This is a genomic window from Bacillus gaemokensis (assembly GCF_001590835.1).
Classification (GTDB): domain Bacteria; phylum Bacillota; class Bacilli; order Bacillales; family Bacillaceae_G; genus Bacillus_A; species Bacillus_A gaemokensis.
In genome coordinates, this window is the sequence record NZ_LTAQ01000001.1 from 117,534 (window position 1) to 141,877 (window position 24,344).

The following is a 24,344-nucleotide window of genomic DNA, read 5'->3' on the forward strand; positions in this document are numbered from 1 at the left end:
CCTCCTTCCATCTGCTATTATAAATTGAAATGTTCCGTTCAGCAAAGAAGGTTTTTTCCTTCTTCACTAAAAAGTTTACTCTACAAAGAAAGAGAAGGTACCTCACTTAGAGGTACCTCTTCTTATTTTAAAATATTTGCAATGTACGCATGAAGTTCTTCCACTTTTACTTCAGCAGATTCATTTGTCGCACGTACTTTTACTTCTACAATACCTTCATCTGCTTTTTTACCAACCGTTACACGAACTGGAAGACCAAATAAGTCCGCATCAGCAAATTTAACACCTGCGCGCTCTGCACGATCATCTAACAATACTTCATAACCTTGTTCTTGTAATGAACTATAGATATTTCCGCCTACTTCACGCTGTACATCAGATTTCATATTTACTGGAATCACATGTACATGGAACGGCACGACTGCTTTCGGCCAAACTAAGCCATTCTCATCATTAAACTGCTCAGCAACCGCTGCTACTGTACGAGATACCCCAATACCATAGCAACCCATAATAAGAGGTTTCGTTTTTCCATTCTCATCAAGGAACGTTGCATTCATAGCTTCACTATAGCGAGTTCCTAATTTAAATACATGTCCTACTTCAATTCCGCGAGCAAAGCGAATTGTTCCATGTCCATCTGGAGATTGGTCTCCTTCTTGAATGAAACGCAAATCTGTATATTGACTTACTTTGAAATCACGCTCTGGATTTACATTTACATAATGGAATCCTTCTTCGTTTGCACCACAGCAACCATTTACAACTGCTGCTACAGCATGGTCAGCAATTACTTCAACATCACCTGTTACACCCATCGGTCCTAAAGAACCAACTTCACAATTTAGTAGTTCTCTTACTTCTTCATGAGAAGCGAGTTCAACAACTGAAGCGCCGTATACATTTTTCACTTTAATATCATTTACTTCATGATCTCCACGAACAAGTACAACAACGAATTTCTCATCTACTTTAAATACCATAGATTTAATACAATTCGATGCTTCGATATTTAAGAAGGTAGAAACTTCTTCAATTGCTTTTTGATCTGGCGTTGCTACTTTTTCAAGTTCTTTTTCTGCTTCATCACTCTTTGTATAAGAAACAACAACAGGAGCCATTTCAATATTCGCTGCATAATCAGATGTATCAGAATACGCAATTGTATCTTCTCCTACGTCAGATAATGCCATAAACTCATGTGTATCTTTACCACCCATTGCTCCAGAATCAGCAATAACTGCACGGAAATTCAATCCACAGCGAGCAAAAATATTAGAATACGCTTGATATAGACCGTTATAAACTTCATCCAAACTTTCTTGTGTTGCATGGAAAGAGTAAGCATCTTTCATTAAGAATTCTCTTCCGCGTAATAAACCGAAACGAGGTCTTTGCTCATCACGGAATTTTGTTTGAATTTGATACAGTGTTAACGGTAACTTTTTGTAAGATTTAATTTCATCACGTACAAGATCTGTAATAACTTCTTCATGCGTTGCTCCTAACGCAAACTCACGATCGTTACGATCTTTCATACGCATTAACTCAGATCCATAAGAATACCAACGACCTGATTCTTGCCATAATTCCGCTGCTTGTAATGCTGGCATTAATAACTCTACAGCTCCTGCACGTTCCATCTCTTCTCGAACAATACGTTCCACTTTATGCAATACTTTCAGTCCAAGGGGTAAAAAGCTGTAAATACCAGAAGCATTTTGACGCATGAATCCTGCACGAAGTAGCAATTGATGACTCTTAATCTCAGCATCAGCTGGCACTTCACGTAATGTAGGGCTAAATACCATACTTTGTTTCATCTATTCGCACCTCTTTAATTTACTCTAATACGCAGTAAAACCCCCACCTCAAATTAGGTGAGGGATTACGACTCTAAGAGTTCTATTCATTTCATTCATTATTCATAAAAAACTATACGTTTCACTTTATTTTACAAGAAAAACTTCCGGATGTCATTCCACGTTACAACTAACATAAGTAACATTAATAACGCAAATCCAATAAAATGAACCATTCCTTCTTTTTGACGATCGATTGGTTTCCCGCGCAAAGCTTCAATTAAGAAGAAGAACAAGCGTCCGCCATCAAGAGCAGGAACCGGTAATAAGTTAAATAAACCAAGATTTATACTTAGCACTGCTGCCAAGCTAAGGACACGTGTAATTCCATAATCCACCACTTGATCTGTTAAATTATAGATTCCTACTGGACCTGATAAATCATTAATAGAAAATTGACCTGTCACTAATTTTACAAGGGAATCAAAAATTAATTTTGTCCATGTATATGTCTGCTCAAAACCTGATTTAATAGAACCAAAAATAGATTTCTCTACAGGAGAGTACACACCAATTTTACCAATCTTTTCTTTCCCCTCTGTATCAGCTGCCGGTGTTACTTTCACATTAAATTGTTCACTGTCACGCTTTACCTGCAGCGTGATTTCTTTATTTGGGTTTTCACGTACAATTGTTACAACATCTTTCCATGTACTTGTATTTTTCCCATCAATCGCTTGAATTGTATCATCTTGTTTCAATCCCGCTTGCTCGGCGACACTATCCTTCATTACTTTCCCAACCATTGGCTTGTCAATAGGAACCCCTTGTACAAATCCAAGGATAACAAAAATAACAAATGCAAGAATAAAGTTCATAGCAGGACCTGCAAAAATTGTTAATGCACGCTGACCTAACGTTTTAGAACCAAACTGCCTTTTAAACGGAGCAATTTGTATTTCTTCCCCCGCTGAAACAATACGAGCTTTTTCGTTCACACGAAATGTTTGCAAATCTTCCTCATACTCTTCGTAGCCAGAGATTGTAAGGTTATATTCTAAATCAGCTTGTTCTACTTCAATCACACGAACATTCGGATACTTTTCGCGCCCGTCTAAAACTAATTTCATAACCTCTTCATTTTCATTTAAAACCAGTCCAACTTTTGTTCCCGGTTTTAATTCAACCGTTTCCGCATCTTCACCAGCCATTCTAACATAGCCGCCAAGCGGAAGTAACCGAACCGTATAAATTGTTTCATTCTTTTCAAATGAAAATATTTTTGGTCCAAAACCAATTGCAAACTCGCGGCATAAAATCCCAGCTCTTTTTGCAAAATATAGATGCCCTAGCTCATGGAAAAATACGAGTGCACCGAAAATTAATATAAAGGCAATCGCTGTATTCAATTCCATAACCACCTTTGCTAAATTTGTTCCATCACAAACCGTCTTGTGGCCGCATCAATTTCTTGAATTTCCTCTAAGCTCGGACGTGCAATGACATTGTGATGGTGCATTGCTTTTTCAATAAGGTCTTCTACTGTTAAGAAACCAATTTTCTTTTGTAAAAAGGCCGCTACAGCTACTTCATTCGCTGCGTTCATTACAGCCGGCATGCTCCCGCCAGTCTTTCCAGCTTCATAAGCAAATCGTAGGCAACGGAAACGTTCTTGATTCATCTTTTCAAAATGCAATGTTCCGATTTCCCATAGGTTTAACTGTTTTGTATCTAAAAGAGGTAATCGATCAGGGTATGTAAGTGCATATTGAATTGGTACACGCATATCTGGTGAACCGAGCTGCGCCATTACACTACGATCCTCAAATTCAACCATAGAATGAATAATGCTTTCTTTATGTAAAACAACATCGATTTGCTCATAAGGTATGCCGAAAAGCCAATGTGCTTCAATTACTTCAAGCCCCTTATTCATCATTGTAGCAGAATCAATTGTAATTTTCGAACCCATTGACCAGTTTGGATGACGAAGCGCATCCTCTACTGTCACATGATGCAATTCATCTCTCGTTTTATCACGGAAGCTCCCGCCTGAAGCTGTAATGATTAATCGAGAGATTCGCTTTTCATTTTCTCCATTCAAACATTGAAAAATAGCAGAATGCTCACTATCTACCGGAAGTAACGACACATTATGTTTACGCGCAGCTTCCATTATGATATGTCCCGCAGTTACTAAAGTTTCTTTGTTCGCAATTCCAATTGTTTTTTTCGCCTCAATTGCACGGAGTGTTGGTAACAATCCTACGCTACCTACAACAGCATTTATTACAAATTCTGTACTCGGATGAAGAGCTACCTCTAATAGTCCTTCATTACCATATACTACTTTCGTATTTCCAGAAACGGATTGTAACTTTACAACATCTTCCTCTCTTTGTACGGAAACAAGTCGAGGAGAAAACTCTTGAATAACTTTTACTGCGTAGTCAATATTTTTCCCTACAGAAAAAGCAACGAGACGGAATTGGTCTGGGTGCGAGCGTAATACATCTAATGTTTGTGTCCCAATTGACCCGCTTGCACCTAATAAACTAATGTTTTTCATGACTCAGGCCCCTCGTTCATTGATTAAATGTATTGTAATAAGAAATATAGGATCGGTAAAACAAACAGCCAGCTATCTGTTCGATCTAATATACCGCCATGTCCAGGCAAGATGGTACCTGAATCTTTTACGCCATAATGACGTTTAAATGCAGACTGTACTAAGTCACCAATTTGTCCAAAAATAGAAATTGCGATTGTAGCAACAATTAAAATTCCTACACTGTTTTCAACTGGATAAAACATATTGTATACAAGCGCAACGATAATTCCGCAAACAATACCGCCTAATGAACCTTCTATCGTTTTATTCGGGCTAATCTCTGGCCACAATTTTCTTTTGCCAATCGCTTTCCCTATGAAATATGCGCCTGAATCAGTTGCCCAAATGACAAATAATGCATAGAACACATAATGGATTCCCATTATTCTCGTTTCATTTAAATATAAGAATCCCATTGCAACATATGTTGTTGCCATAAGTAAAAATGAAGCATTGTCAAAAGTAAATGTATTCTTAGAAAGGACTGTATATGATAAAAGTAATAAAACAATCACAAATGTGATTTCTAATTTACCTAATTCAATCCAATTAAACACTTCTGATGCATTACTTGGAACTAAAATAATCCACAATAATAATGCAGCTAGAACTGTTGGTACCGAAATAAGTGTAAGCTTGTTCATACGAATCAACTCATACAACCCTATAGAAGCAAGTGCATACACTAAAACTGTAAAAGGCACGCCACCGTAAATTACGATGGGAATGAATAGCGCGGCAGCAATCACTCCAGTAATAATTCTCTGTTTCACTACCAAACCCTCTCTTTCTACACGCCTCCGAATCTGCGCCCTCTATGTTGAAAGTCTGTAATCGCATTTAGCAAATGTTCCTCAGTAAAATCTGGCCAATACACATCTGTAAACCAAAGCTCCGAATACGCAATTTGCCATAACATGAAATTACTAATACGCAGCTCACCACTTGTACGAATAAGCAAGTCTGGATCAGGTAAAGAACTCGTCATTAAGTATGAAGAAATCATTTCTTCATTTACATCTTCTGAGCCAACTTTCCCTTCTTCGCTATCTTTCATCATATGTTGCACAGCAGAAACGATTTCATCGCGACTCCCATAGTTTAACGCAAAATTGAGAATTAATCCCGTATTCTCTTTTGTATCTTCCATGGCCTTTTCCATCGCTCTACGTGTATGCGTAGGAAGACGATCTTTTTGTCCGATTACTCGAACTTGTACATTTTCCTCAATTAGTTCCGGTAAAAATGTACCTAGAAATTCTTCTGGAAGCTTCATTAAATAATCGACTTCCTTTTTCGGTCTTTTCCAATTCTCAGTAGAAAAAGCATAAAGGGTTAACACTTTCACATCAAGTTTACTTGCAAATTTCGTGATCTTTTTTACAACTTGCATTCCTTCATGATGTCCCGCGATACGAGGCATTGCTCTTCTCTTTGCCCATCTTCCATTACCATCCATAATAATAGCGATATGTTCTGGGATGTATCCTTTTTTTACTTTTTCAATGAGATGATCAAACGATGTGACCTTTTTACCTTTAAAAAAAGGAAACTTTTTAAACATCATTCATACCCTCCAACAAGCAGACGTATGCCTAAAAGTGTAAAAAGACCCCCTTAAGAAGAGGGTCATATTTGCGAAGGAATCGCTATTACACTTCCATAATTTCTTTTTCTTTGTTTTTTGCGATTTCGTCAACTTTTGCAATATATTTATCTGTTTCTTTTTGGATATCTTCTGTATATCCTCTTAAATCGTCCTCTGTAATGTCACCTGCTTTTTCAAGCTTTTTAAGATCATCATTAGCATCACGGCGTACATTACGAACAGCAACTTTTGCTTCCTCAGCATATTTCTTAACAGTTTTTACCAGGTCTTTACGACGTTCTTCTGTTAATGCAGGGAATGCAATACGAATTACTGATCCATCATTAGAAGGGTTTAAACCTAAATCTGCTTTTAAGATTGCCTTTTCAATATCACCGATAGACGTTTTATCATAAGGTTGAATCACAAGTAAACGTGCTTCAGGAACTGTGATGTTCGCTAATTGCACAACAGGTGTTGGTGCACCATAATAATCAACTTGTACCTTATCTAAAGCAGACGCGCTTGCACGACCAGCACGAACTGAAGCTAATTCACGAGAATAAGCACTAACTGCTTTTTCCATTTTTTCATTTGTAGCTTTTAATACTTGTTGTCCCATATTTATTTCCCCCTTACAATTGTTCCAATATTTTCGCCTAAAACGGCACGTTTAATGTTTCCATTTTCCATAACTGAGAATACAATTAGTGGAATATCGTTATCCATACATAAAGAAGAAGCAGTAGAATCCATTACACCTAAACCTTCTTTTAATACATCTAAGTAAGTAAGTGTTTCATATTTCGTGGCTGTTGGATCAATAGATGGATCTGCATTATACACACCATCTACATTGTTTTTCGCCATTAAAATAACATCAGCTTCAATTTCTGCCGCACGTAGCGCTGCAGTTGTATCTGTAGAGAAATAAGGGTTACCTGTACCTGCTGCAAAAATAACAACACGTTTTTTCTCTAAGTGACGAATTGCTTTACGACGAATGTACGGTTCTGCCACTTGACGCATTTCAATGGACGTTTGAACACGTGTTTGAATACCAATGTTCTCTAAGCTATCTTGAAGAGCTAATGAGTTCATAACCGTCGCTAACATGCCCATGTAATCTGCTCCTGCACGATCCATGCCCATTTCACTTCCGATTTTCCCACGCCAAATGTTACCGCCACCTACAACAACAGCAACTTCTACATCAAGCTCTGCAATTTCTTTTACTTGTTCTGCTACTGATTTAATAACAGATGGGTTAATTCCAAACCCTTTTTCACCAGCTAAAGCTTCACCACTTAACTTTAGCACGACACGATTATATTTCGGTTTACTCATAATGAACCTCCAATTGCTTACATCTTTATTTTAAAAAAGGGAACACAATGTGTTCCCTAGTCTGTATTAGTTGTTACCTTTTACTTGGTTCATTACTTCTTCAGCAAAGTTGTCTTCACGTTTCTCGATACCTTCACCAACAGCATAGCGAACGAAACCTTTTACTGTTCCGCCTTTAGACTCAACAAACTGACGAACTTTTAAGTCAGGGTTTTTAACAAACACTTGATCAAGTAAGCAAATCTCTTCGAAGAATTTACCTAGGCGACCTTCAACCATTTTAGCAACGATTTTCTCTGGTTTGCCTTCATTTAACGCTTGTTGTGTTAATACTTGACGCTCATGTTCAACCTCTTCAGCTGTTACAGCATCGCGGTCGATGTATTTAGGGTTAACAGCTGCAATGTGCATCGCTACATCTTTCGCTGCATCTTCTTCTGTAGTTCCTTCAAGAACTGCTAATACACCAATACGTCCACCCATGTGTAGGTAAGCGCCGAATGCATCTGCATCAGTTTTTGACACAATTTCAAAACGACGAAGTGTAAGTTTTTCACCAATTTTAGCAATAGCTTCATTGATGTGAGCTTCTACTGTTTTGTCGTTTGCAATTGTTTGAGCCATAGCTTCTTCAACAGTTGCAGGTTTGTTAGTTAATAAGTGAGCAGCTAATTCTTTTATTAAAGCTTGGAAACCTTCGTTTTTAGCAACAAAGTCAGTTTCAGAGTTAAGCTCTAAAATAACTGCGTCATTTCCATTTGCTTCAATATAAGTTAAACCTTCAGCAGCAATGCGGTCTGCTTTTTTCGCAGCTTTCGCAATACCTTTCTCACGTAAGAAATCAATTGCTTTCTCCATGTCGCCATTCATTTCTGTTAAAGCTTTTTTGCAGTCCATCATACCTGCGCCAGTTTTTTCACGAAGTTCTTTTACCATTTGTGCAGTGATTGCCATACTTTTCATCCTCCTAAAATATGTATTTATACCTTAAAAAAGGTGATAAAAGGCCGAACCCCTTATCACCTTTCCAAATTTGTTACGCAGTAACAGTTTCTTCACCTTGTTTTGCTTCAAGGATCGCGTCTGCCATTTTAGATGTAAGAAGTTTTACAGCACGAATTGCATCATCGTTTGCTGGGATTACGTGATCGATTTCGTCTGGATCACAGTTTGTATCAACGATACCGATGATTGGAATGTGTAATTTGCGTGCTTCAGCAACTGCGATACGCTCTTTACGAGGGTCTACTACGAATAATGCACTTGGAAGACCTTTCATATCTTTAATGCCGCCTAAGAATTTCTCAAGACGCTCTAACTCTTTTTTAAGTTGAACAACTTCTTTCTTAGGAAGTACTTCGAAAGTACCATCTTCTTGCATTCTTTCGATGTCTTTAAGACGCTTAATACGCTTTTGGATTGTTTGGAAGTTTGTTAACGTTCCACCTAACCAACGTTGGTTAACGAAGTACATACCAGCACGAGTTGCTTCTTCTTTAATAGCTTCTTGTGCTTGTTTTTTTGTACCTACGAATAAAATGTCTCCACCTTCAGCAGCGATGTTACGCATTACGTTGAAAGCTTCCTCTACTTTTTTCACAGTTTTTTGTAAGTCGATGATGTAGATACCGTTACGCTCTGTGAAAATGTAACGTTTCATTTTTGGGTTCCAACGACGTGTTTGATGTCCGAAATGAACACCTGCTTCAAGCAATTGTTTCATAGAAATTACTGCCATGATTTTGTTCCTCCTAAATGGTTTCTGATATCCTCCGTTCACTTCATCTTTAAGCGAAACTACAAATGTAGCACCAACACTTAAATCAGTAAACGTGTGTACTTTGTACTGACACCACTGCTTACTATACCATAATGAAATATTACAATCAAGTCGAAAATACGAACAATGTAAAACTTTCTTTATCATTATGAATTTACTTCCCTACTTCTTAAATTTAATCCTAGTATTACCACTCTATTTCGTCTTTAAGCAATCATCTCCAATCTAGTATAGTTCCAGCGTTTCCACTCATCAAAATACAATAAATCTCTTAGAAAGAAAAAAAGCTCCCCTCAGGTGAGGAGAGCTTTTTCAACAATTAGTTTGTTTTTAGTTTAGCAAGTTCATGTAAAAACTTGTCATTTAATACTTTAATGTATGTTCCTTTCATACCTAAAGAACGAGATTCAATCACGCCTGCACTTTCTAATTTACGCAGTGCGTTTACGATTACAGAGCGAGTAATTCCAACGCGATCAGCAATTTTACTTGCAACAAGTAAACCTTCTGTCCCGTTCAATTCTTCGAAAATATGTTCGATCGCTTCTAACTCACTATATGATAATGAGCTAATTGCCATTTGAACAACAGCTTTACTACGTGCTTCCTCTTCGATTTCTTCTGCTTTTTCACGTAAGATTTCCATGCCTACTACAGTTGAGCTGTACTCAGCAAGGATTAAATCATCATCTAAGAATTCTTGACCTAGACGAGCTAATACTAATGTACCTAGGCGCTCACCACCACCAACGATCGGTACGATTGTTGTTAAACCTTGACCGAATAATTCTCTATTTTCCACTGGGAACGCAGTGTAGTCACTATCCACACCTAAGTTTGAAGATGTTTCTGTAACATTGAATAAGCTTTGCGTATATTCTTCTGGGAATTGACGCTCTGCAAGCATTTGCTTCATACGCTCATTTTCAATTTGTTGGTGGATTGCATATCCTAGTAATTTACCACGACGACTTACGACGAATACATTCGCTTCAATCACTTCACACATTGTATCTGACATTTCTCTAAAGTTTACAGGCTTTCCTGCTGCGCTTTGTAATAAAGCATTTAATTTTCTTGTTTTTGCTAATAATTCCATTTCAAAAGTTCCTCCTACATGTTACTTACATATTTTTTCATCACTTGGAAACTAGGGCGAGTCACCTGATGACACTATTACAAAATAAACTGGCTCACATCTTTATTTTTAGCAATCGTCGCTAATTTCTCCTCGACATATTGAGGTGTTATCGTTATTTTCTCTAACGTAATTTCAGATGCTTCAAATGATAAATCTTCAAGAAGTTTCTCCATAATAGTATGAAGTCTTCTCGCTCCAATATTATCTGTATCTTGATTGACTTGATAAGCAATCTCGGCAATCTTACGAATAGCTTCGTCTGAAAATTCAATTTCTATACCTTCAGTGGCTAATAATGCTATATATTGTTTCACTAAGGCGTTATCAGGTTCAACAAGAATTTTAACAAAATCCTCCACTGATAGTTTTGTTAATTCCACTCGAATCGGGAATCTCCCTTGCAATTCCGGAATTAAATCAGACGGTTTGGACATATGAAACGCACCAGCTGCAATAAATAAAATATAATCAGTTTTCACCGAGCCATATTTCGTTGCAACGTTCGACCCTTCTACAATCGGCAAAATGTCACGCTGCACACCTTCACGCGATACATCCACACTATTCGACTGCTTACCAGCAATTTTGTCAATTTCATCAATAAAAATAATCCCGAGCTGTTCAGCACGATAAACAGCCTCTTGTGTAACTTCATCCATATCAATTAAGCGCTGTGCTTCCTCATTTGTCAAGACTTTTCTTGCTTCTTTCACAGAAAGCTTACGTTTTTTTGTTTTTTTCGGCATAAAATTCCCAAGCGCATCCTGGAAATTCATCCCCATTTGTTCCATACCTGTCCCTTGCAGCATATCAAACATCGAGGATTGCTGTTCCGTCACTTCAATCGATACAATTTCATCCTCAAGTAAGCCAGCAGCAAGCTTTCTTTCAACATCTTGACGTTTTTTTTCAATTTCCGTGTCATCTTGCGCTTCAGATGTCTGATTAGAGTTTTGATTTCCGCCAAACAACATTTCTAACGGGTTTTTAAATCCTGATTGTTTTTCAGGACTAGGTACCAAAATTTCAACAAGTCGTTGATCCGCTTGCTCCTCAGCTTTATCTTTAACTTTAACTACCATTTCTTCTTTCACAATACGAACAGACGTTTCGACAAGATCGCGTATCATAGACTCTACATCCCGACCCACATATCCAACTTCTGTGAATTTGGTCGCTTCAACCTTAATAAAAGGAGCTCCAACGAGCTTCGCCATTCGTCGTGCTACCTCTGTCTTTCCAACTCCTGTCGGTCCAATCATTAAAATGTTTTTCGGAGCAATTTCATCGCGCAAATCTTCCGCTAGTTTACTGCGACGATATCGATTTCTAAGTGCTACTGCAACCGCTTTTTTCGCATCTTTTTGACCTATAATGTATTGATCCAATTTTTCTACAATTTGACGCGGAGTAAAATGTAAATGCATATAAAATGCCTCCCTTACGATTCTACAATTCTTCCACAATTATATTGTGATTTGTATACACACAAATATCGCCAGCAATCTCTAAACTCGCTTTTGCAATCTGTTTTGCTGTTAAATTTTCACTCGCATGTTGCTTTAAAGCACGACCAGCTGCAAGCGCATAATGCCCACCTGAACCAATCGCTAAAATACCGTCATCTGGCTCGATTACTTCCCCTGTACCTGAAACAAGAAGAAGCGTTGTTTGATCCATGACAATTAGCATCGCTTCCAATTGACGTAGCATTTTATCACCACGCCATTGTTTTGCCATTTCAACTGCTGCACGTTGTAAGTTTCCGTTATACTCTTCTAGTTTCCCCTCAAACATTTCAAAAAGAGTAAAAGCATCTGCAACAGAACCTGCAAATCCAGCTAACACTTTCCCTTGAAATAGTTTTCGAACTTTACGGGCTGTGTGTTTCATCACAACAGCGTTACCAAACGTTACCTGTCCGTCACCAGCCATTGCACACTCTCCATGATGACGAATTGCAAATATTGTAGTAGCGTGGAAATTCCCCATAGAAAAAACTCCTTTATATGTTTTTATAGCTTTAAAAGCAATTTATGCCCGTGGGTGATGCTTCATGTAAACAGAACGCAATCTTTCTTTTGAAACATGTGTATAAATTTGTGTCGTTGATAAATTTTCATGACCTAATAGTTCTTGTACAGTACGTAAATCTGCTCCTTCATCTAACATATGCGTAGCAAATGTATGCCTTAACATATGTGGACTCATTCGCATCGTAAGTGAAGCCTTTTTAATAAGCTCATTTAAAATATAACGCACACCTCGATCTGTTAACGGCGTACCCTTGGCATTTAAAAACACCATTTGAGAGTGGTCCTCTGTTTTTTTAGCTAACTGCTTTCTCCCGTTTTCTATATAAGTAATTAAAGCATCTTGTGCATAGCTTCCAAACGGAACATATCTTTGTTTTTTACCTTTTCCCATCACTAGAATTGTCCCCACTGAAAAATCAATGTCGGTAAGTTGTAAATTCACGCATTCACTCACACGAATCCCCGTTGCATACATGAGTTCTAATAAAGCTTGATTCCTTTGACCAAGCGGTATTTCTGGATCAGATACTTCAAATAATTTTTCTAGCTCTTCATTGTACAAAAACTTTGGGATTGACCATTCTTTTTTGGGGAGTGACGCAAGTGCGAACGGATTATCTTCGCGATATCCTTCACGCATCAAAAAACGATATAAACTTCGTAAGCTTGATACTTTCCTTGCGACAGATTTACGGGCTAGCTTTTTATCATGTAACGTCGTTAAGTACAAACGAACATCTATGTATGTAACGTCTAAAAAAGAGGATATGCCTTCTTGCTCCATAAATTGTACAAAATCTTCTAAATCATTTTGATAACTTGCAATTGTATATTTTGAATAATTTCTTTCAATTTGTAAATATCCAACGAATAATTGTAACAATTTCTTCACATTCACATAACTCACCTCAATAAAGGCTACTAAATCGTATCACAACTCAGTAGCCTTTGCAAGAAATTTAACTAAATATTTACAAAATTTCGAATTGTTTCTAAAGCGCGTGTTGCGTACGCTTCATTTCGTTCTTGTTTCTTTTTAATTTTCTTTTCTAACGGCATAAATAAACCGAAGTTTGCATTCATCGGCTGGAAATTTTTTGCATTTGTTGCAGTGATATAATTCGCCATACTTCCCATCGCAGTTACAGGAGGTAATACAACAGGATCCTCTCCTTGTACAAGACGAGCAGCATTAATCCCCGCTAACAATCCTGAGGCAGCTGATTCTACGTACCCTTCCACACCTGTCATTTGTCCTGCAAAGAATAAATCGTCACGATGTTTATATTGATAGGTTGGACGAAGTAACTTTGGTGAATTGATAAATGTATTACGATGCATGACACCATAGCGTACAATTTCTGCATTTTCTAATCCAGGAATCAATTGTAATACCTCTTTTTGTGGTCCCCACTTTAAGTGCGTTTGGAATCCAACAATATTGTATAACGTTCCTGCCGCATCATCTTGACGCAACTGAACAACTGCATATGGCGTTTTCCCTGTTTTCGGGTCTTCTAATCCAACTGGTTTCATTGGTCCAAATAACAATGTCTGTCTACCACGACCTGCCATAACTTCTACCGGCATACAACCTTCAAAGAAAACTTCTTTCTCAAATTCTTTTAACGGCACTGTCTCCGCAGCAATTAAAGCATCATAGAAACGATCAAACTCTTCCTCTGTCATCGGACAATTTAAGTATGCCGCTTCCCCTTTATCATAACGAGATTTTAAATACACTTTATTCATATCAATGCTATCTTTCTCTACAATCGGTGCAGCAGCATCATAGAAATAAAAATAATCTTCACCTGTTAATTCTTTTAACTGCGCAGAAAGATCAGGAGATGTAAGTGGACCAGTTGCGATAACAGTTGGCCCTTCCGGAATTTCTGTAATTTCTTCATTCATCACAGTTACGTTCGGATGGTTTTTCACATACTCCGTTACTTTCGCTGCAAACTCATGACGATCTACTGCTAAAGCTCCTCCTGCCGGCACAGAACATTCATCGGCCGCACGAATAATAACAGAGTCCATTAGACGCATCTCTTCTTTAATAACACCAACAGCGTTTGTTAACGTATTTGCACGAAGTGAATTACTACATACTAACTCAGCAAATTTATCTGTATGATGGGCTGGCGTTTGCCTTACCGGCCTCATTTCATATAATTTGACTTGGACACCACGTTTTGCAATTTGGTAAGCTGCTTCGCTTCCTGCAAGACCTGCGCCAATGACATTTACTATTTGTGTTGTCATATATATCACCTTTCCTTTTCTATCCCGAAAAAAATGTGAGCAGTTACGCTCACATTTGTTGTTCTTCTTCATAATCACAAGAAATACATTGTACTTGAACGCCTTTTTTCAACTTCTTCTCTACAAGCATACCTTCACACTTCGGACACTTCCGGCCAATTGGCTTATCCCAAGATACAAAGTCGCATTCTGGATATGTACCACATCCATAGAAAAGACGTTTCTTTTTATTGCTTCGTCGTTCAATAATTTGTCCTTTATCACATTTCGGACAAGTTACACCGATTTCTTTCACAATCGGCTTGGTATTACGGCAATCAGGGAAATTAGAACACGCCATAAACTTCCCGTATTTACCCATTTTAAAGACCATCGGGTGACTACACAATTCACAGTCTTCCCCAGCGGGCTCATCTTTAATTTCTACTTCTCGCATTTCCTTCTCCGCTTTTTCCAAACGGGGTTCAAATCCTACGTAGAAATCATCAACAATTTTTACCCAATTCGCTTTGCCATCTTCTACTTCATCAAGATTTTGCTCCATATTGGCAGTGAATTCAATGTTAATAATTTCCGGGAAAAACTCTAAAATAAGTTCAATTACAATTTCACCAAGTTCAGTAGGAATAAATCGTTTATTGTCTAATGCAACGTACCCTCGTTTTTGAATCGTTTCGAGTGTTGGTACATACGTAGACGGTCTCCCAATTCCAAGCTCTTCAAGTGTCCGGACTAAACGAGCCTCTGTATAACGTGGTGGTGGTTGTGTAAAATGCTGCTTTGGATCCATATCTTTAGAAAATACAGTTTCTCCTATTTCTAAAGGAGGTAACATTTTATCTTTTTCTTCCGCACCATCATCTTTTGATTCCACGTATACCTTCATAAAACCTGGAAATTTCACTACTGATCCACTTGCTCGGAATTGAACATTATTATTAATGAGTCTCGCTGTAACAGTATCCATTATAGCAGATGCCATTTGACTTGCAACAAATCGCTCCCAAATCAATTTATACAAACGATGTTGATCACGACTTAAGAAACTTTTCAATTCCTCTGGCTTTCTCATTACAGAAGTTGGACGAATCGCTTCATGCGCATCTTGTGCGTTTGCTTTTTTCGTTTCCTTCTTCTTCTCTGTTCCTATGTATTCCGAACCAAACGCTTCAGTAATGTAAGAGCGAGCTTCTTCTTGAGCGGTTTCTGATATACGCGTTGAGTCTGTTCTCATATACGTAATAAGACCTACAGTACCTTGTTTACCTAAATCTATCCCTTCGTATAGCTGCTGTGCAAGCATCATTGTTTTCTTCGCTCGCATATTTAATTTACGTGCTGCTTCTTGCTGTAGGGAAGACGTTGTAAATGATAATGCAGGGTTCCGTTTTCGCTCTTTTTTCGTGACATTTTCAACTGAAAACGCATTGTCTTTCATTTTTTCAAGTATGTCATTTACTTGTGCTTCATTTGTTAACTGAACTTTTTCTCCATTTACGCCGTAAAAAGATGCTTCAAATACGTCTTTTCCTTTTACAAATTCTGTTTTAATTGTCCAGAATTCTTCGGGAATAAAGCTTTGAATTTCTTTTTCACGATCGATAATTAATCGAACCGCTACAGATTGTACACGTCCTGCACTTAATCCTTTTTTGACTTTCTTCCATAATAAAGGACTAATATTATAACCAACAAGGCGATCAAGTATTCGTCTTGCTTGTTGTGCATCTACTAAATCCATATTAATCGCACGAGGATGCTTAAATGACTCTTTAATCGCATCTTTTGTAATTTCATTGAATACAACTCGGCAATCCGATTCAATATCTACATTCAGCGTATTCGCTAAATGCCAAGCAATCGCTTCTCCTTCGCGGTCTGGATCGGCTGCGAGATAGACTTTTTTTGCTTTTTTTGCTGCTGATTTTAAATCTTTTAAAACAGGACCTTTACCACGGATGGTAATATATTTCGGGGTGAAGTTGTTTTTCACTTCTATCCCCATTTGGCTTTTAGGTAAATCGCGAACATGTCCCATAGACGCGACGACTTTGTATTTTTTCCCTAAATATTTCTCAATGGTTTTCGCCTTAGAAGGCGACTCCACGATTACGAGGTAATCTGACATGCTAGTGCCTCCTTAAGAGGTGGATTCAAGTCTTCATTAATCTTATTGATTTCTCTTGTTTTTGTCAATCAAGAATGAGTATAACATACATTGCCAATCTACCATTTGTCAATAATTGTTTAATAAAAACATGAAAATATAAGGTTAATTTAAAAATTCTTCAAGAATATCCTCTGCTTTTTGAACAAGTTTTGCCCCTTGCTGAATAAGTTGATTTGTCCCTGCTGCACTTTCCGTAAAAATAGGTCCAGGAAGAGCAAATACTTCTCTATTTTGTTCTAAGGAAAGATCTGCCGTAATAAGCGATCCACTCTTCGCTTTCGCTTCCACCACTAAAATCCCTTGACAAAGTCCGCTTATAATTCGATTTCTTTTTGGAAAATACCATTTTCGCGGGGGATAATGAGATGGATATTCTGTTAATAAGAGCATGTGCTCTTTCCACATGTTATAAAACTGATTATTTTCTTTTGGATACATATATTGTAATCCATGCCCTAATACAGCGATGGTCGGACTCTGCCGCTGTACTGTAACCTCGTGGGCAAACGTGTCAATTCCACTTGCAAAACCACTAACAATTACCCACCCTTCATCTATCAGTGGTCGCAAAATAGATTGTATACTATCTTTCCCATATAGAGATGGTTTTCTCGTTCCAACCACTGCATATTTTTTCACTTTACTAAGTAGCTCTCTCTTTCCTTTTCCATATAAAATAAAGGGAGGATCCGGTATTTCACGCAATAATTTTGGATAGTCCTCATCCCATATTGTGACATAAAAGTTTTGATTTTTTTCTAAATGACGAATGCACTCGGAGGGCGTTGATTTTTGTAGAAACTTTGCTAATTCAGAAGATGCCTTCGGAGTTAATCCTGCATATTTTTCGAATTGTTTCGGGCCAAAATTATACAATTCCTTCAACTCTGGATCAAGCTGTAACAACCGATTTAATGCTTTCCAATAATCCGCCAACATGTAATGAAGATGAAGCAATCGTTCCTTTTTCACAATCATTCTCCTTACCCATAATTTTCGTTATGTAAACAAAAAATGTGTAAAAAGACACCCTCTTATATGAAGGTGTCTTTCAAAAAGATTAATAGTTTTTACAAGTTTCAAATAATCCTGTTTCTTTTAGAACAGAGATTAATGTTTCACCCATAACAGCTGGTGTTTCAGCAACTTTAATACCACAAGCTTCCATTGTTTTAATCTTTTCAGCAGCTGTTCCTTTACCACCAGAAATAATAGCACCAGCATGCCCCATACGCTTACCAGCAGGCGCTGTTTGACCACCAATGAATCCAACAACAGGTTTTGTCATATTCGCTTGTACCCACTCAGCAGCTTCTTCTTCTGCTGTTCCACCGATTTCACCAATCATAATAACAGCATGTGTTTCTTCATCTTCATTAAATGCTTTTAACGCATCAATAAAGTCCGTACCATTAACAGGATCACCACCGATTCCTACAGCAGTTGATTGACCGATTCCTTCCTGTGTTAATTGATGTACAGCTTCATATGTTAATGTACCAGATCTAGATACAATACCTACATGACCTTTTTTATGAATATATCCTGGCATAATACCAATCTTACATTCATCTGGTGTAATTACACCAGGACAGTTTGGTCCAAGTAAACGTGTATGTTTACCTGCCATATATTTCTTTACTTTTACCATATCTAATACAGGAATTCCTTCTGTAATACATACTACTAAATCAATCTTTGCATCCACAGCTTCCATAATTGCATCAGCCGCAAAAGCGGGTGGAACGTATACAACTGAAGCGTTTGCTCCTGTTGCTTTCACTGCATCTTCTACCGTATCAAACACCGGTACACCTTCAATATCAGTGCCGCCTTTACCAGGTGTTACACCACCGACAATTTTCGTACCATATTCAATCATTTGTTTTGTATGGAATAAACCTTGAGAACCAGTAATACCTTGTACAATAACTTTTGTATCTTTATTAACTAATACGCTCATTTTTCTCCCCCGCTTTCTATTAGCCCACTAGCGAAACAATTTTTTGTGCACCGTCTGCCATAGATTCTGCTGCAACAATATTTAAACCAGATTCATTTAAAATCTTCTTACCTAACTCTACATTTGTACCTTCAAGACGAACAACAAGCGGTAATTCAAGACCTACTTGTTTCGTTGCTTCAATAACACCTTCTGCAATTACATCACATTTCATAATGCCTCCAAAAATGTTAACAAAAATACCTTTTACATTTTTGTCAGAAAGGATAATTTTGAATGCTTCTGTAACTTTTTCAGCTGTAGCACCGCCACCAACATCTAAGAAGTTAGCTGGGTCGCCATGGTAATGTTTAATGATATCCATTGTTGCCATCGCTAGCCCTGCGCCGTTAACCATACAACCGATATTTCCATCTAAAGGAATATAGTTTAAGTCGTATTTAGAAGCTTCAATTTCCTTTGGATCTTCTTCTTCAAGATCACGAAGTTCTAAAATATCTTTATGACGATATAATGCATTAGAATCAAAATTCAGTTTCGCATCTAATGCCATAACTTTCCCGTCACCTGTTGTAACAAGCGGGTTAATTTCTGCAATAGAACAATCTTTTTCGATATAAGCACGATATAAGCCCATCATGAACTTCACAGCTTGTCCAACAAGCTCTTTTGGAATATTGATGTTGAATGCGATTCGGCGCGCTTGGAATCCTTGTAATCCTACTGCAGGATCGATATATTCTTTAAAGATTTTTTCAGGTGTTTTTTCTGCTACTTCTTCAATTTCTGTTCCGCCTTCTTCAGACGCCATTAAAACAACTTGAGAAGTTGCACGGTCTAAAACAAGACCTACATAATATTCTTTTTTAATATCGCATCCCTCTTCGATAAGTAAGCGTTTTACTTCTTTACCTTCAGGACCTGTTTGATGCGTAACAAGCGTAGTACCTAATATACTTTCCGCATATGTACGAACTTCTTCTAAATTTTTCGCCACTTTTACACCGCCAGCTTTGCCGCGTCCACCAGCGTGAATTTGCGCTTTTACTACACATACACTCGTTCCTAATTCTTTCGCTGCTTCTACAGCTTCTTCTACTGTAAAGGCAACCTTCCCGTTTGGAACGCTAACCCCATAGCTTCTAAGGACTGCCTTACCTTGATACTCATGGATATTCATAGTCCCATCCTCCCCTGTTTTCCTATTTTACTCGAAAAGTTTTTTAATGTTTAAAAAACACTACATTGCCATTGTATAAAATGATTGCCACGCTGTCTACAATAAAGTGTCAGAAAACTGAAATCGCTTTATTCTTTTTTGAAAATAATAATGTTAACCTACAAAAATAAAAAAATAAGCTGTGTATTCACAACTTATTTTTGGATCATCTCTTTAATTGGTGCAAATGTTTTCCGATGTTCTTCTAGTACACCGTATGTTTCAATTGCTTGTAAATGTTGTTTTGTCCCATACCCCATATGTTGTTCAAATCCATATTCTGGATATTTTTTTCCGAGCTCCTTCATCATGCGATCTCGCGTTACTTTCGCAACGATAGATGCAGCTGAAATAGAAATACTTTTTGCATCCCCTTTAATAATGGACGTTTGCGGAATTGGTGTCGGAAGTTTCATCGCATCAATTAATAAATACTCCGGTGTGCACGATAAATTTGCAACAGCATCTAGCATTGCTTGTTTCGTTGCTTGATAAATATTTATCTCATCAATTACTACCGGCGGTACAATTCCAATCCCAATCGCCACTGCCTGTTTTTGAATTTCATCGTAAAACTGCTCACGCTTCGCTTCACTTAACTTTTTAGAATCATTTAATCCTGGTATATAGAACTCTTCTGGAAGGACGACAGCAGCCGTAACCACAGGACCTGCTAACGGACCTCTTCCTACTTCATCAATTCCAGCAATATAAGAGAGCCCCTTTTCTCTTAACGCCTGCTCATATTTTGACATCTTTAAAAATTGCTCTCTTTCTTTTCGTGACTGCTCTTTTTGCTTATGCCATTTCACAAGCAATTTTTGAACACCTTTTCGCTCATCATTTCCTAGCATTTGAAAGCGTTCATCTTCTTCTGCTGTAATTTCTCGCAGCAAACATTCTACCTCTTGAATCGTTAACTTTTGCACCTTGCGTACACTCCTTCTCAAGATTACTTCAATACTAAACGATACATTTATCAACTCTCTTTAAAAATAATCAAAAAGAAAAGACGTACAAACGCACGTCTTTATACCTCTTCTACAAACTCATCCGGTGTTTCAAATGTCATTTTTCCAAGTTTACCACTACGTAGTTCACGAAGAACAAGTTCTGATGTTTTATCATAATCAATCATTCCACCGCCCATTAAGCAGCCTCTATTTTTACCAACTGCATCAAACAATTCGACAATTTCTTCAGGTATTTCACTTAATTTATAACGTTCTTTTAACCGCTCTGGATATTGTTTCTCCATAAATCGAAGTGCATATACAGCAACATCTTGTAAATTTAAAATAGAATCTTTAATGGCACCAGTTGTCGCCAGACGTAGTCCAACCATTTCGTCCTCGAATTTCGGCCATAAAATACCCGGAGTATCTAAAAGTTCCATCTCTTTACCGACTTTAATCCATTGCTGTGCTGTTGTAACACCTGGACGATCACCAGTTTTCGCAATGTTTTTCTTTGCTAATTTATTAATCAATGTAGATTTCCCGACGTTCGGAATACCAACAATTAGAGCACGAATAGCTCGTGGTCTAATACCTTTTGCAATCATTTTATCAAACTTTTCTTTCACAAGTACTTTACAAGCTGCAGCAATTTCTTTCATACCTTGTCCAGCTTGCGCATTAATCGAAATTGCTTTATGACCCTTTTCTTCAAAATAAGCAATCCATTGCTTCGTTACACGATCATCCGCCATGTCTGCTTTATTTAAAACAACGAGCCTTGGTTTATGAGTAATAATTTCATCAATCATTGGATTTCGAGATGATAAAGGTAAACGAGCGTCTACAAGTTCAATTACAACATCGATTAACTTTAACTTTTCTGTTACTTGGCGCCTCGCTTTTGCCATATGCCCTGGAAACCATTGAATTACCATGTTGCCACCTTCTTTTTTCGTTTATTTCACAATACGAGCATCTTTTAATGGCCAATATAACATATTCGCTTTACCGATTACTTGGTCAATTGAAATTGTCCCAATGGTACGACTATCTTTACTAAAACGACGATTATCCCCTAATACAAATAATTGCCCTTTTGGAACAGTCTTTTTACCTGTAATTTCTTCAAGCTTAAAATCATATGTGAGTGGTCCATCAGCAAGTTGCTTTTTCTGTTTGTCTAGATACGGCTCCTCGTAAGGTTTTCCGTTAATATATAGCTTATCATTACGATATTCAATTTGATCGCCTGGCAAGCCGATAACGCGTTTAATATAATCCTTTTCTTCCGTTGCTCGGAATACAATTATATCAAAATGTTTCGGTTCTCCGATGTGATAGCCAATTTTATTAACAATCATTCGATCACGGTCATGAAGTGTCGGTGACATTGATACACCATCTACTAGAATTGGCGCAAAGAAAAACTGTCTAATAACACCAGCTAATACAACAGCAATTAAAATGGCCTTGATCCATTCCCAAAGTGAACTCTTCTCTTTCTTCATGCATTTCCCCTCCACAGTTATGTAAGCTGCTCGTATTATATCAAAAATCCATATAGATTGGAAAAAGGGAGCTTGTGCAATTACAAGCTCCCATACATTTCTTATCGAATTTCTTTAATACGTGCTTTTTTACCGCGAAGGTTACGTAAGTAGTATAACTTAGCACGACGTACTTTACCACGGCGAAGTACTTCGATTTTCGCGATTCTTGGTGTGTGAACTGGGAATGTACGCTCAACACCTACGCCGTAAGAAATTTTACGAACTGTGAATGTTTCACTAATTCCGCCACCACGACGTTTAATTACAACACCTTCAAAAAGCTGAATTCTCTCACGAGTACCCTCAACTACTTTTACGTGTACACGTAAAGTGTCACCAGGACGGAATGAAGGTAGGTCAGTTTTTAATTGGCCTTTTGTAATATCTGCGATTAATTGTTGCATATTCAATTCTCTCCTTTAAACAGATGCTCTTATAAAGTCTTTAATAAATTACAGCGGAACACCGTTAATACGGCCACTGTTTTCAGTAGCACAAATGTTATAATAGCACATTGCTAGGCCTGTTGCAATAGAAAATATATGAAGTTGTTACTGTTCTTCTTTCATTTGCTCTAGCCATTTTTCCTCTTGCTTTGATAATTGACGTCCTTCAAGTAAATCCGCCCTACGCGTATATGTACGGCGCAATGATTCTTTATGACGCCATTCTTCAATATTTTTATGATTACCCGACATAAGTACATCTGGTACCTTCATGCCGCGAAAATCTGCCGGACGTGTATAGTGTGGATGTTCTAATAAACCTGTGCTAAAGGAATCTTCCACCTGTGAATTCTGATTTCCTAGCACCCCCGGTAAAAGGCGTACAACACTATCAGTCACAACCATAGACGCTAATTCTCCGCCTGTTAACACATAATCGCCAATAGAAATCTCATCTGTTACAAGATGTTCACGAATCCGTTCGTCATACCCCTCATAATGACCACACACAAAAATGACATGTTCTTCCCCAGCCAACTCTTCCGCCTTTTTCTGCGTGAAACGCTCTCCTTGCGGACACATTAATACGACCCTTGGTTTACACGCTGTTTCTTTTGTTAGTGTCTCTACAGCATCAAAGATGGGCTGTGGGGTCAATACCATACCTGCACCGCCACCATACGGATAATCATCTACACTGTTATGTTTACTTGTCGTATAATCACGAAAATTTACAACTCGAAGCTTAACCGCTTCTTTTTCTTGCGCTTTTTTTAAAATCGAAGATCCGAACACACCCGTGAACATCTCTGGAAATAATGTTAAAATATCGATTTTCATTATAGCAATCCTTCCATTACATGAATGGTTACTAATTTATTTTCAATGTTAACTTGCAGTACAACATCATCAATGTACGGAATTAAAAGTTCTTTTCCTTTCGGGCCTTTAATCACCCACACATCATTTGCACCTGGAGATAGAATTTCTTTTATTGTTCCTAATTTTTCCCCATCTTCTGTCACAACTTCGCAACCAATGATTTCATGGTAATAATACTCACCTTCAGCAAGCTCACCTAGTTGCTCTTCTGGCACTTTTAATAGAGAACCTTTAAACTTCTCCACTTCATCGACGTTGTTATACCCTTCAAACATCAATAAATCAAACGTCTTATGTTGACGATGGGAAGTTATTTTTACTGGAAGTGGTTCTGTTCCTTTTTCACTCCATATGTATAATGTATTCCCTACTTTATATCGCTCTTCCGGAAAATCAGTACGAGAAATGACACGGATTTCTCCTCTAACACCATGAGTATTTACAATTTTCCCTACATTAAACCATTTTGTCATAAACAGCATGTCACCCCTGTTTTCTATATAAGTTAAGCATTTCCATTCTATAAATAGAACATGCAATTTCTCTCAAAATGTTAAAAAAGGGAGAGGAACAGATCCTCGC

24 protein-coding genes are annotated in these 24,344 nt (G+C 37.7%); all 24 read right to left on the reverse strand.

All coding sequences use genetic code 11. The features are described 5' to 3' along the window. Positions 1-122 precede the first annotated feature (122 nt). Positions 123-1,823 (reverse strand): proline--tRNA ligase, encoded by a 1,701-nt coding sequence (locus AZF08_RS00600; RefSeq protein WP_033672085.1) that lies wholly within the window; start codon positions 1,821-1,823, stop codon positions 123-125. 131 nt (positions 1,824-1,954) lie between these two features. Next, positions 1,955-3,211 (reverse strand): RIP metalloprotease RseP, encoded by a 1,257-nt coding sequence (rseP, locus tag AZF08_RS00605; protein ID WP_033672086.1) that lies wholly within the window; start codon positions 3,209-3,211, stop codon positions 1,955-1,957. A 17-nt stretch (positions 3,212-3,228) separates the two neighbouring features. Then, positions 3,229-4,371 carry a 1-deoxy-D-xylulose-5-phosphate reductoisomerase gene (dxr, locus tag AZF08_RS00610; protein ID WP_033672087.1) on the reverse strand — a complete coding sequence of 381 codons (1,143 nt, stop codon included), beginning with the start codon at positions 4,369-4,371 and terminating at the stop codon, positions 3,229-3,231. A gap of 23 nt (positions 4,372-4,394) precedes the next feature. Then, positions 4,395-5,186: a phosphatidate cytidylyltransferase gene (locus AZF08_RS00615; protein ID WP_033672088.1), complete on the reverse strand. Its 792-nt coding sequence runs from the start codon at positions 5,184-5,186 to the stop codon at positions 4,395-4,397. 17 nt (positions 5,187-5,203) lie between these two features. Continuing rightward, the gene (gene uppS, locus AZF08_RS00620; RefSeq protein ID WP_033672089.1) at positions 5,204-5,980 is read right to left on the reverse strand and encodes an isoprenyl transferase; all 777 of its coding nucleotides are present in this window, start codon (positions 5,978-5,980) and stop codon (positions 5,204-5,206) included. A gap of 85 nt (positions 5,981-6,065) precedes the next feature. Further along, positions 6,066-6,623: a ribosome recycling factor gene (gene frr / locus AZF08_RS00625; protein ID WP_033672090.1), complete on the reverse strand. Its 558-nt coding sequence runs from the start codon at positions 6,621-6,623 to the stop codon at positions 6,066-6,068. Between the two features lie 2 nt (positions 6,624-6,625). Then, positions 6,626-7,348 carry a UMP kinase gene (pyrH, locus tag AZF08_RS00630; protein ID WP_033672091.1) on the reverse strand — a complete coding sequence of 241 codons (723 nt, stop codon included), beginning with the start codon at positions 7,346-7,348 and terminating at the stop codon, positions 6,626-6,628. A 66-nt stretch (positions 7,349-7,414) separates the two neighbouring features. After that, a complete protein-coding gene (gene tsf / locus AZF08_RS00635) occupies positions 7,415-8,302 on the reverse strand; it encodes a translation elongation factor Ts (RefSeq protein ID WP_033672092.1) in 888 nt (295 codons plus the stop codon). A gap of 82 nt (positions 8,303-8,384) precedes the next feature. Next, a complete protein-coding gene (rpsB, locus tag AZF08_RS00640; protein ID WP_033672093.1) occupies positions 8,385-9,086 on the reverse strand; it encodes a 30S ribosomal protein S2 in 702 nt (233 codons plus the stop codon). A gap of 361 nt (positions 9,087-9,447) precedes the next feature. Beyond that, on the reverse strand, positions 9,448-10,227 hold the full coding sequence (gene codY, locus AZF08_RS00645) for a GTP-sensing pleiotropic transcriptional regulator CodY (protein ID WP_033672095.1): 780 nt from the start codon (positions 10,225-10,227) through the stop codon (positions 9,448-9,450). A gap of 77 nt (positions 10,228-10,304) precedes the next feature. Further along, a complete protein-coding gene (gene hslU / locus AZF08_RS00650; RefSeq protein ID WP_033672097.1) occupies positions 10,305-11,696 on the reverse strand; it encodes an ATP-dependent protease ATPase subunit HslU in 1,392 nt (463 codons plus the stop codon). A 22-nt stretch (positions 11,697-11,718) separates the two neighbouring features. After that, positions 11,719-12,261 (reverse strand): ATP-dependent protease proteolytic subunit HslV, encoded by a 543-nt coding sequence (gene hslV / locus AZF08_RS00655; protein WP_033672098.1) that lies wholly within the window; start codon positions 12,259-12,261, stop codon positions 11,719-11,721. Positions 12,262-12,303: 42 nt separating this feature from the next. Next, positions 12,304-13,203, reverse strand: coding sequence for a tyrosine recombinase XerC (gene xerC / locus AZF08_RS00660; RefSeq protein ID WP_033672100.1), 900 nt, complete (start codon positions 13,201-13,203; stop codon positions 12,304-12,306). 65 nt (positions 13,204-13,268) lie between these two features. Continuing rightward, entirely contained in the window at positions 13,269-14,573 is a 1,305-nt protein-coding gene (gene trmFO / locus AZF08_RS00665) for an FADH(2)-oxidizing methylenetetrahydrofolate--tRNA-(uracil(54)-C(5))-methyltransferase TrmFO (RefSeq protein WP_033672101.1), read from the reverse strand. A gap of 49 nt (positions 14,574-14,622) precedes the next feature. Further along, positions 14,623-16,701, reverse strand: a complete 2,079-nt coding sequence (gene topA, locus AZF08_RS00670; RefSeq protein WP_033672103.1) for a type I DNA topoisomerase — start codon at positions 16,699-16,701, stop codon at positions 14,623-14,625. 144 nt (positions 16,702-16,845) lie between these two features. Next, the gene (gene dprA, locus AZF08_RS00675) at positions 16,846-17,715 is read right to left on the reverse strand and encodes a DNA-processing protein DprA (protein WP_033672104.1); all 870 of its coding nucleotides are present in this window, start codon (positions 17,713-17,715) and stop codon (positions 16,846-16,848) included. An 88-nt stretch (positions 17,716-17,803) separates the two neighbouring features. Further along, on the reverse strand, positions 17,804-18,706 hold the full coding sequence (gene sucD / locus AZF08_RS00680) for a succinate--CoA ligase subunit alpha (protein WP_033672106.1): 903 nt from the start codon (positions 18,704-18,706) through the stop codon (positions 17,804-17,806). Positions 18,707-18,725: 19 nt separating this feature from the next. Then, on the reverse strand, positions 18,726-19,886 hold the full coding sequence (sucC, locus tag AZF08_RS00685) for an ADP-forming succinate--CoA ligase subunit beta (RefSeq protein ID WP_033672108.1): 1,161 nt from the start codon (positions 19,884-19,886) through the stop codon (positions 18,726-18,728). A 194-nt stretch (positions 19,887-20,080) separates the two neighbouring features. Next, positions 20,081-20,854, reverse strand: a complete 774-nt coding sequence (locus AZF08_RS00690; RefSeq protein ID WP_033672109.1) for a ribonuclease HII — start codon at positions 20,852-20,854, stop codon at positions 20,081-20,083. 101 nt (positions 20,855-20,955) lie between these two features. Then, positions 20,956-21,819 carry a ribosome biogenesis GTPase YlqF gene (ylqF, locus tag AZF08_RS00695; RefSeq protein WP_033672111.1) on the reverse strand — a complete coding sequence of 288 codons (864 nt, stop codon included), beginning with the start codon at positions 21,817-21,819 and terminating at the stop codon, positions 20,956-20,958. Positions 21,820-21,840: 21 nt separating this feature from the next. Next, on the reverse strand, positions 21,841-22,392 hold the full coding sequence (lepB, locus tag AZF08_RS00700; protein WP_033672112.1) for a signal peptidase I: 552 nt from the start codon (positions 22,390-22,392) through the stop codon (positions 21,841-21,843). A gap of 101 nt (positions 22,393-22,493) precedes the next feature. Next, positions 22,494-22,838 carry a 50S ribosomal protein L19 gene (rplS, locus tag AZF08_RS00705; RefSeq protein ID WP_033672113.1) on the reverse strand — a complete coding sequence of 115 codons (345 nt, stop codon included), beginning with the start codon at positions 22,836-22,838 and terminating at the stop codon, positions 22,494-22,496. Positions 22,839-22,985: 147 nt separating this feature from the next. Next, complete coding sequence (gene trmD / locus AZF08_RS00710) at positions 22,986-23,720, reverse strand: tRNA (guanosine(37)-N1)-methyltransferase TrmD (RefSeq protein WP_033672114.1); 735 nt, start codon at positions 23,718-23,720, stop codon at positions 22,986-22,988. After that, on the reverse strand, positions 23,720-24,235 hold the full coding sequence (gene rimM, locus AZF08_RS00715) for a ribosome maturation factor RimM (RefSeq protein WP_033672115.1): 516 nt from the start codon (positions 24,233-24,235) through the stop codon (positions 23,720-23,722). The genes trmD and rimM overlap by 1 nt, the downstream gene beginning before the upstream one ends. Between the last annotated feature and the right edge of the window lie 109 nt (positions 24,236-24,344).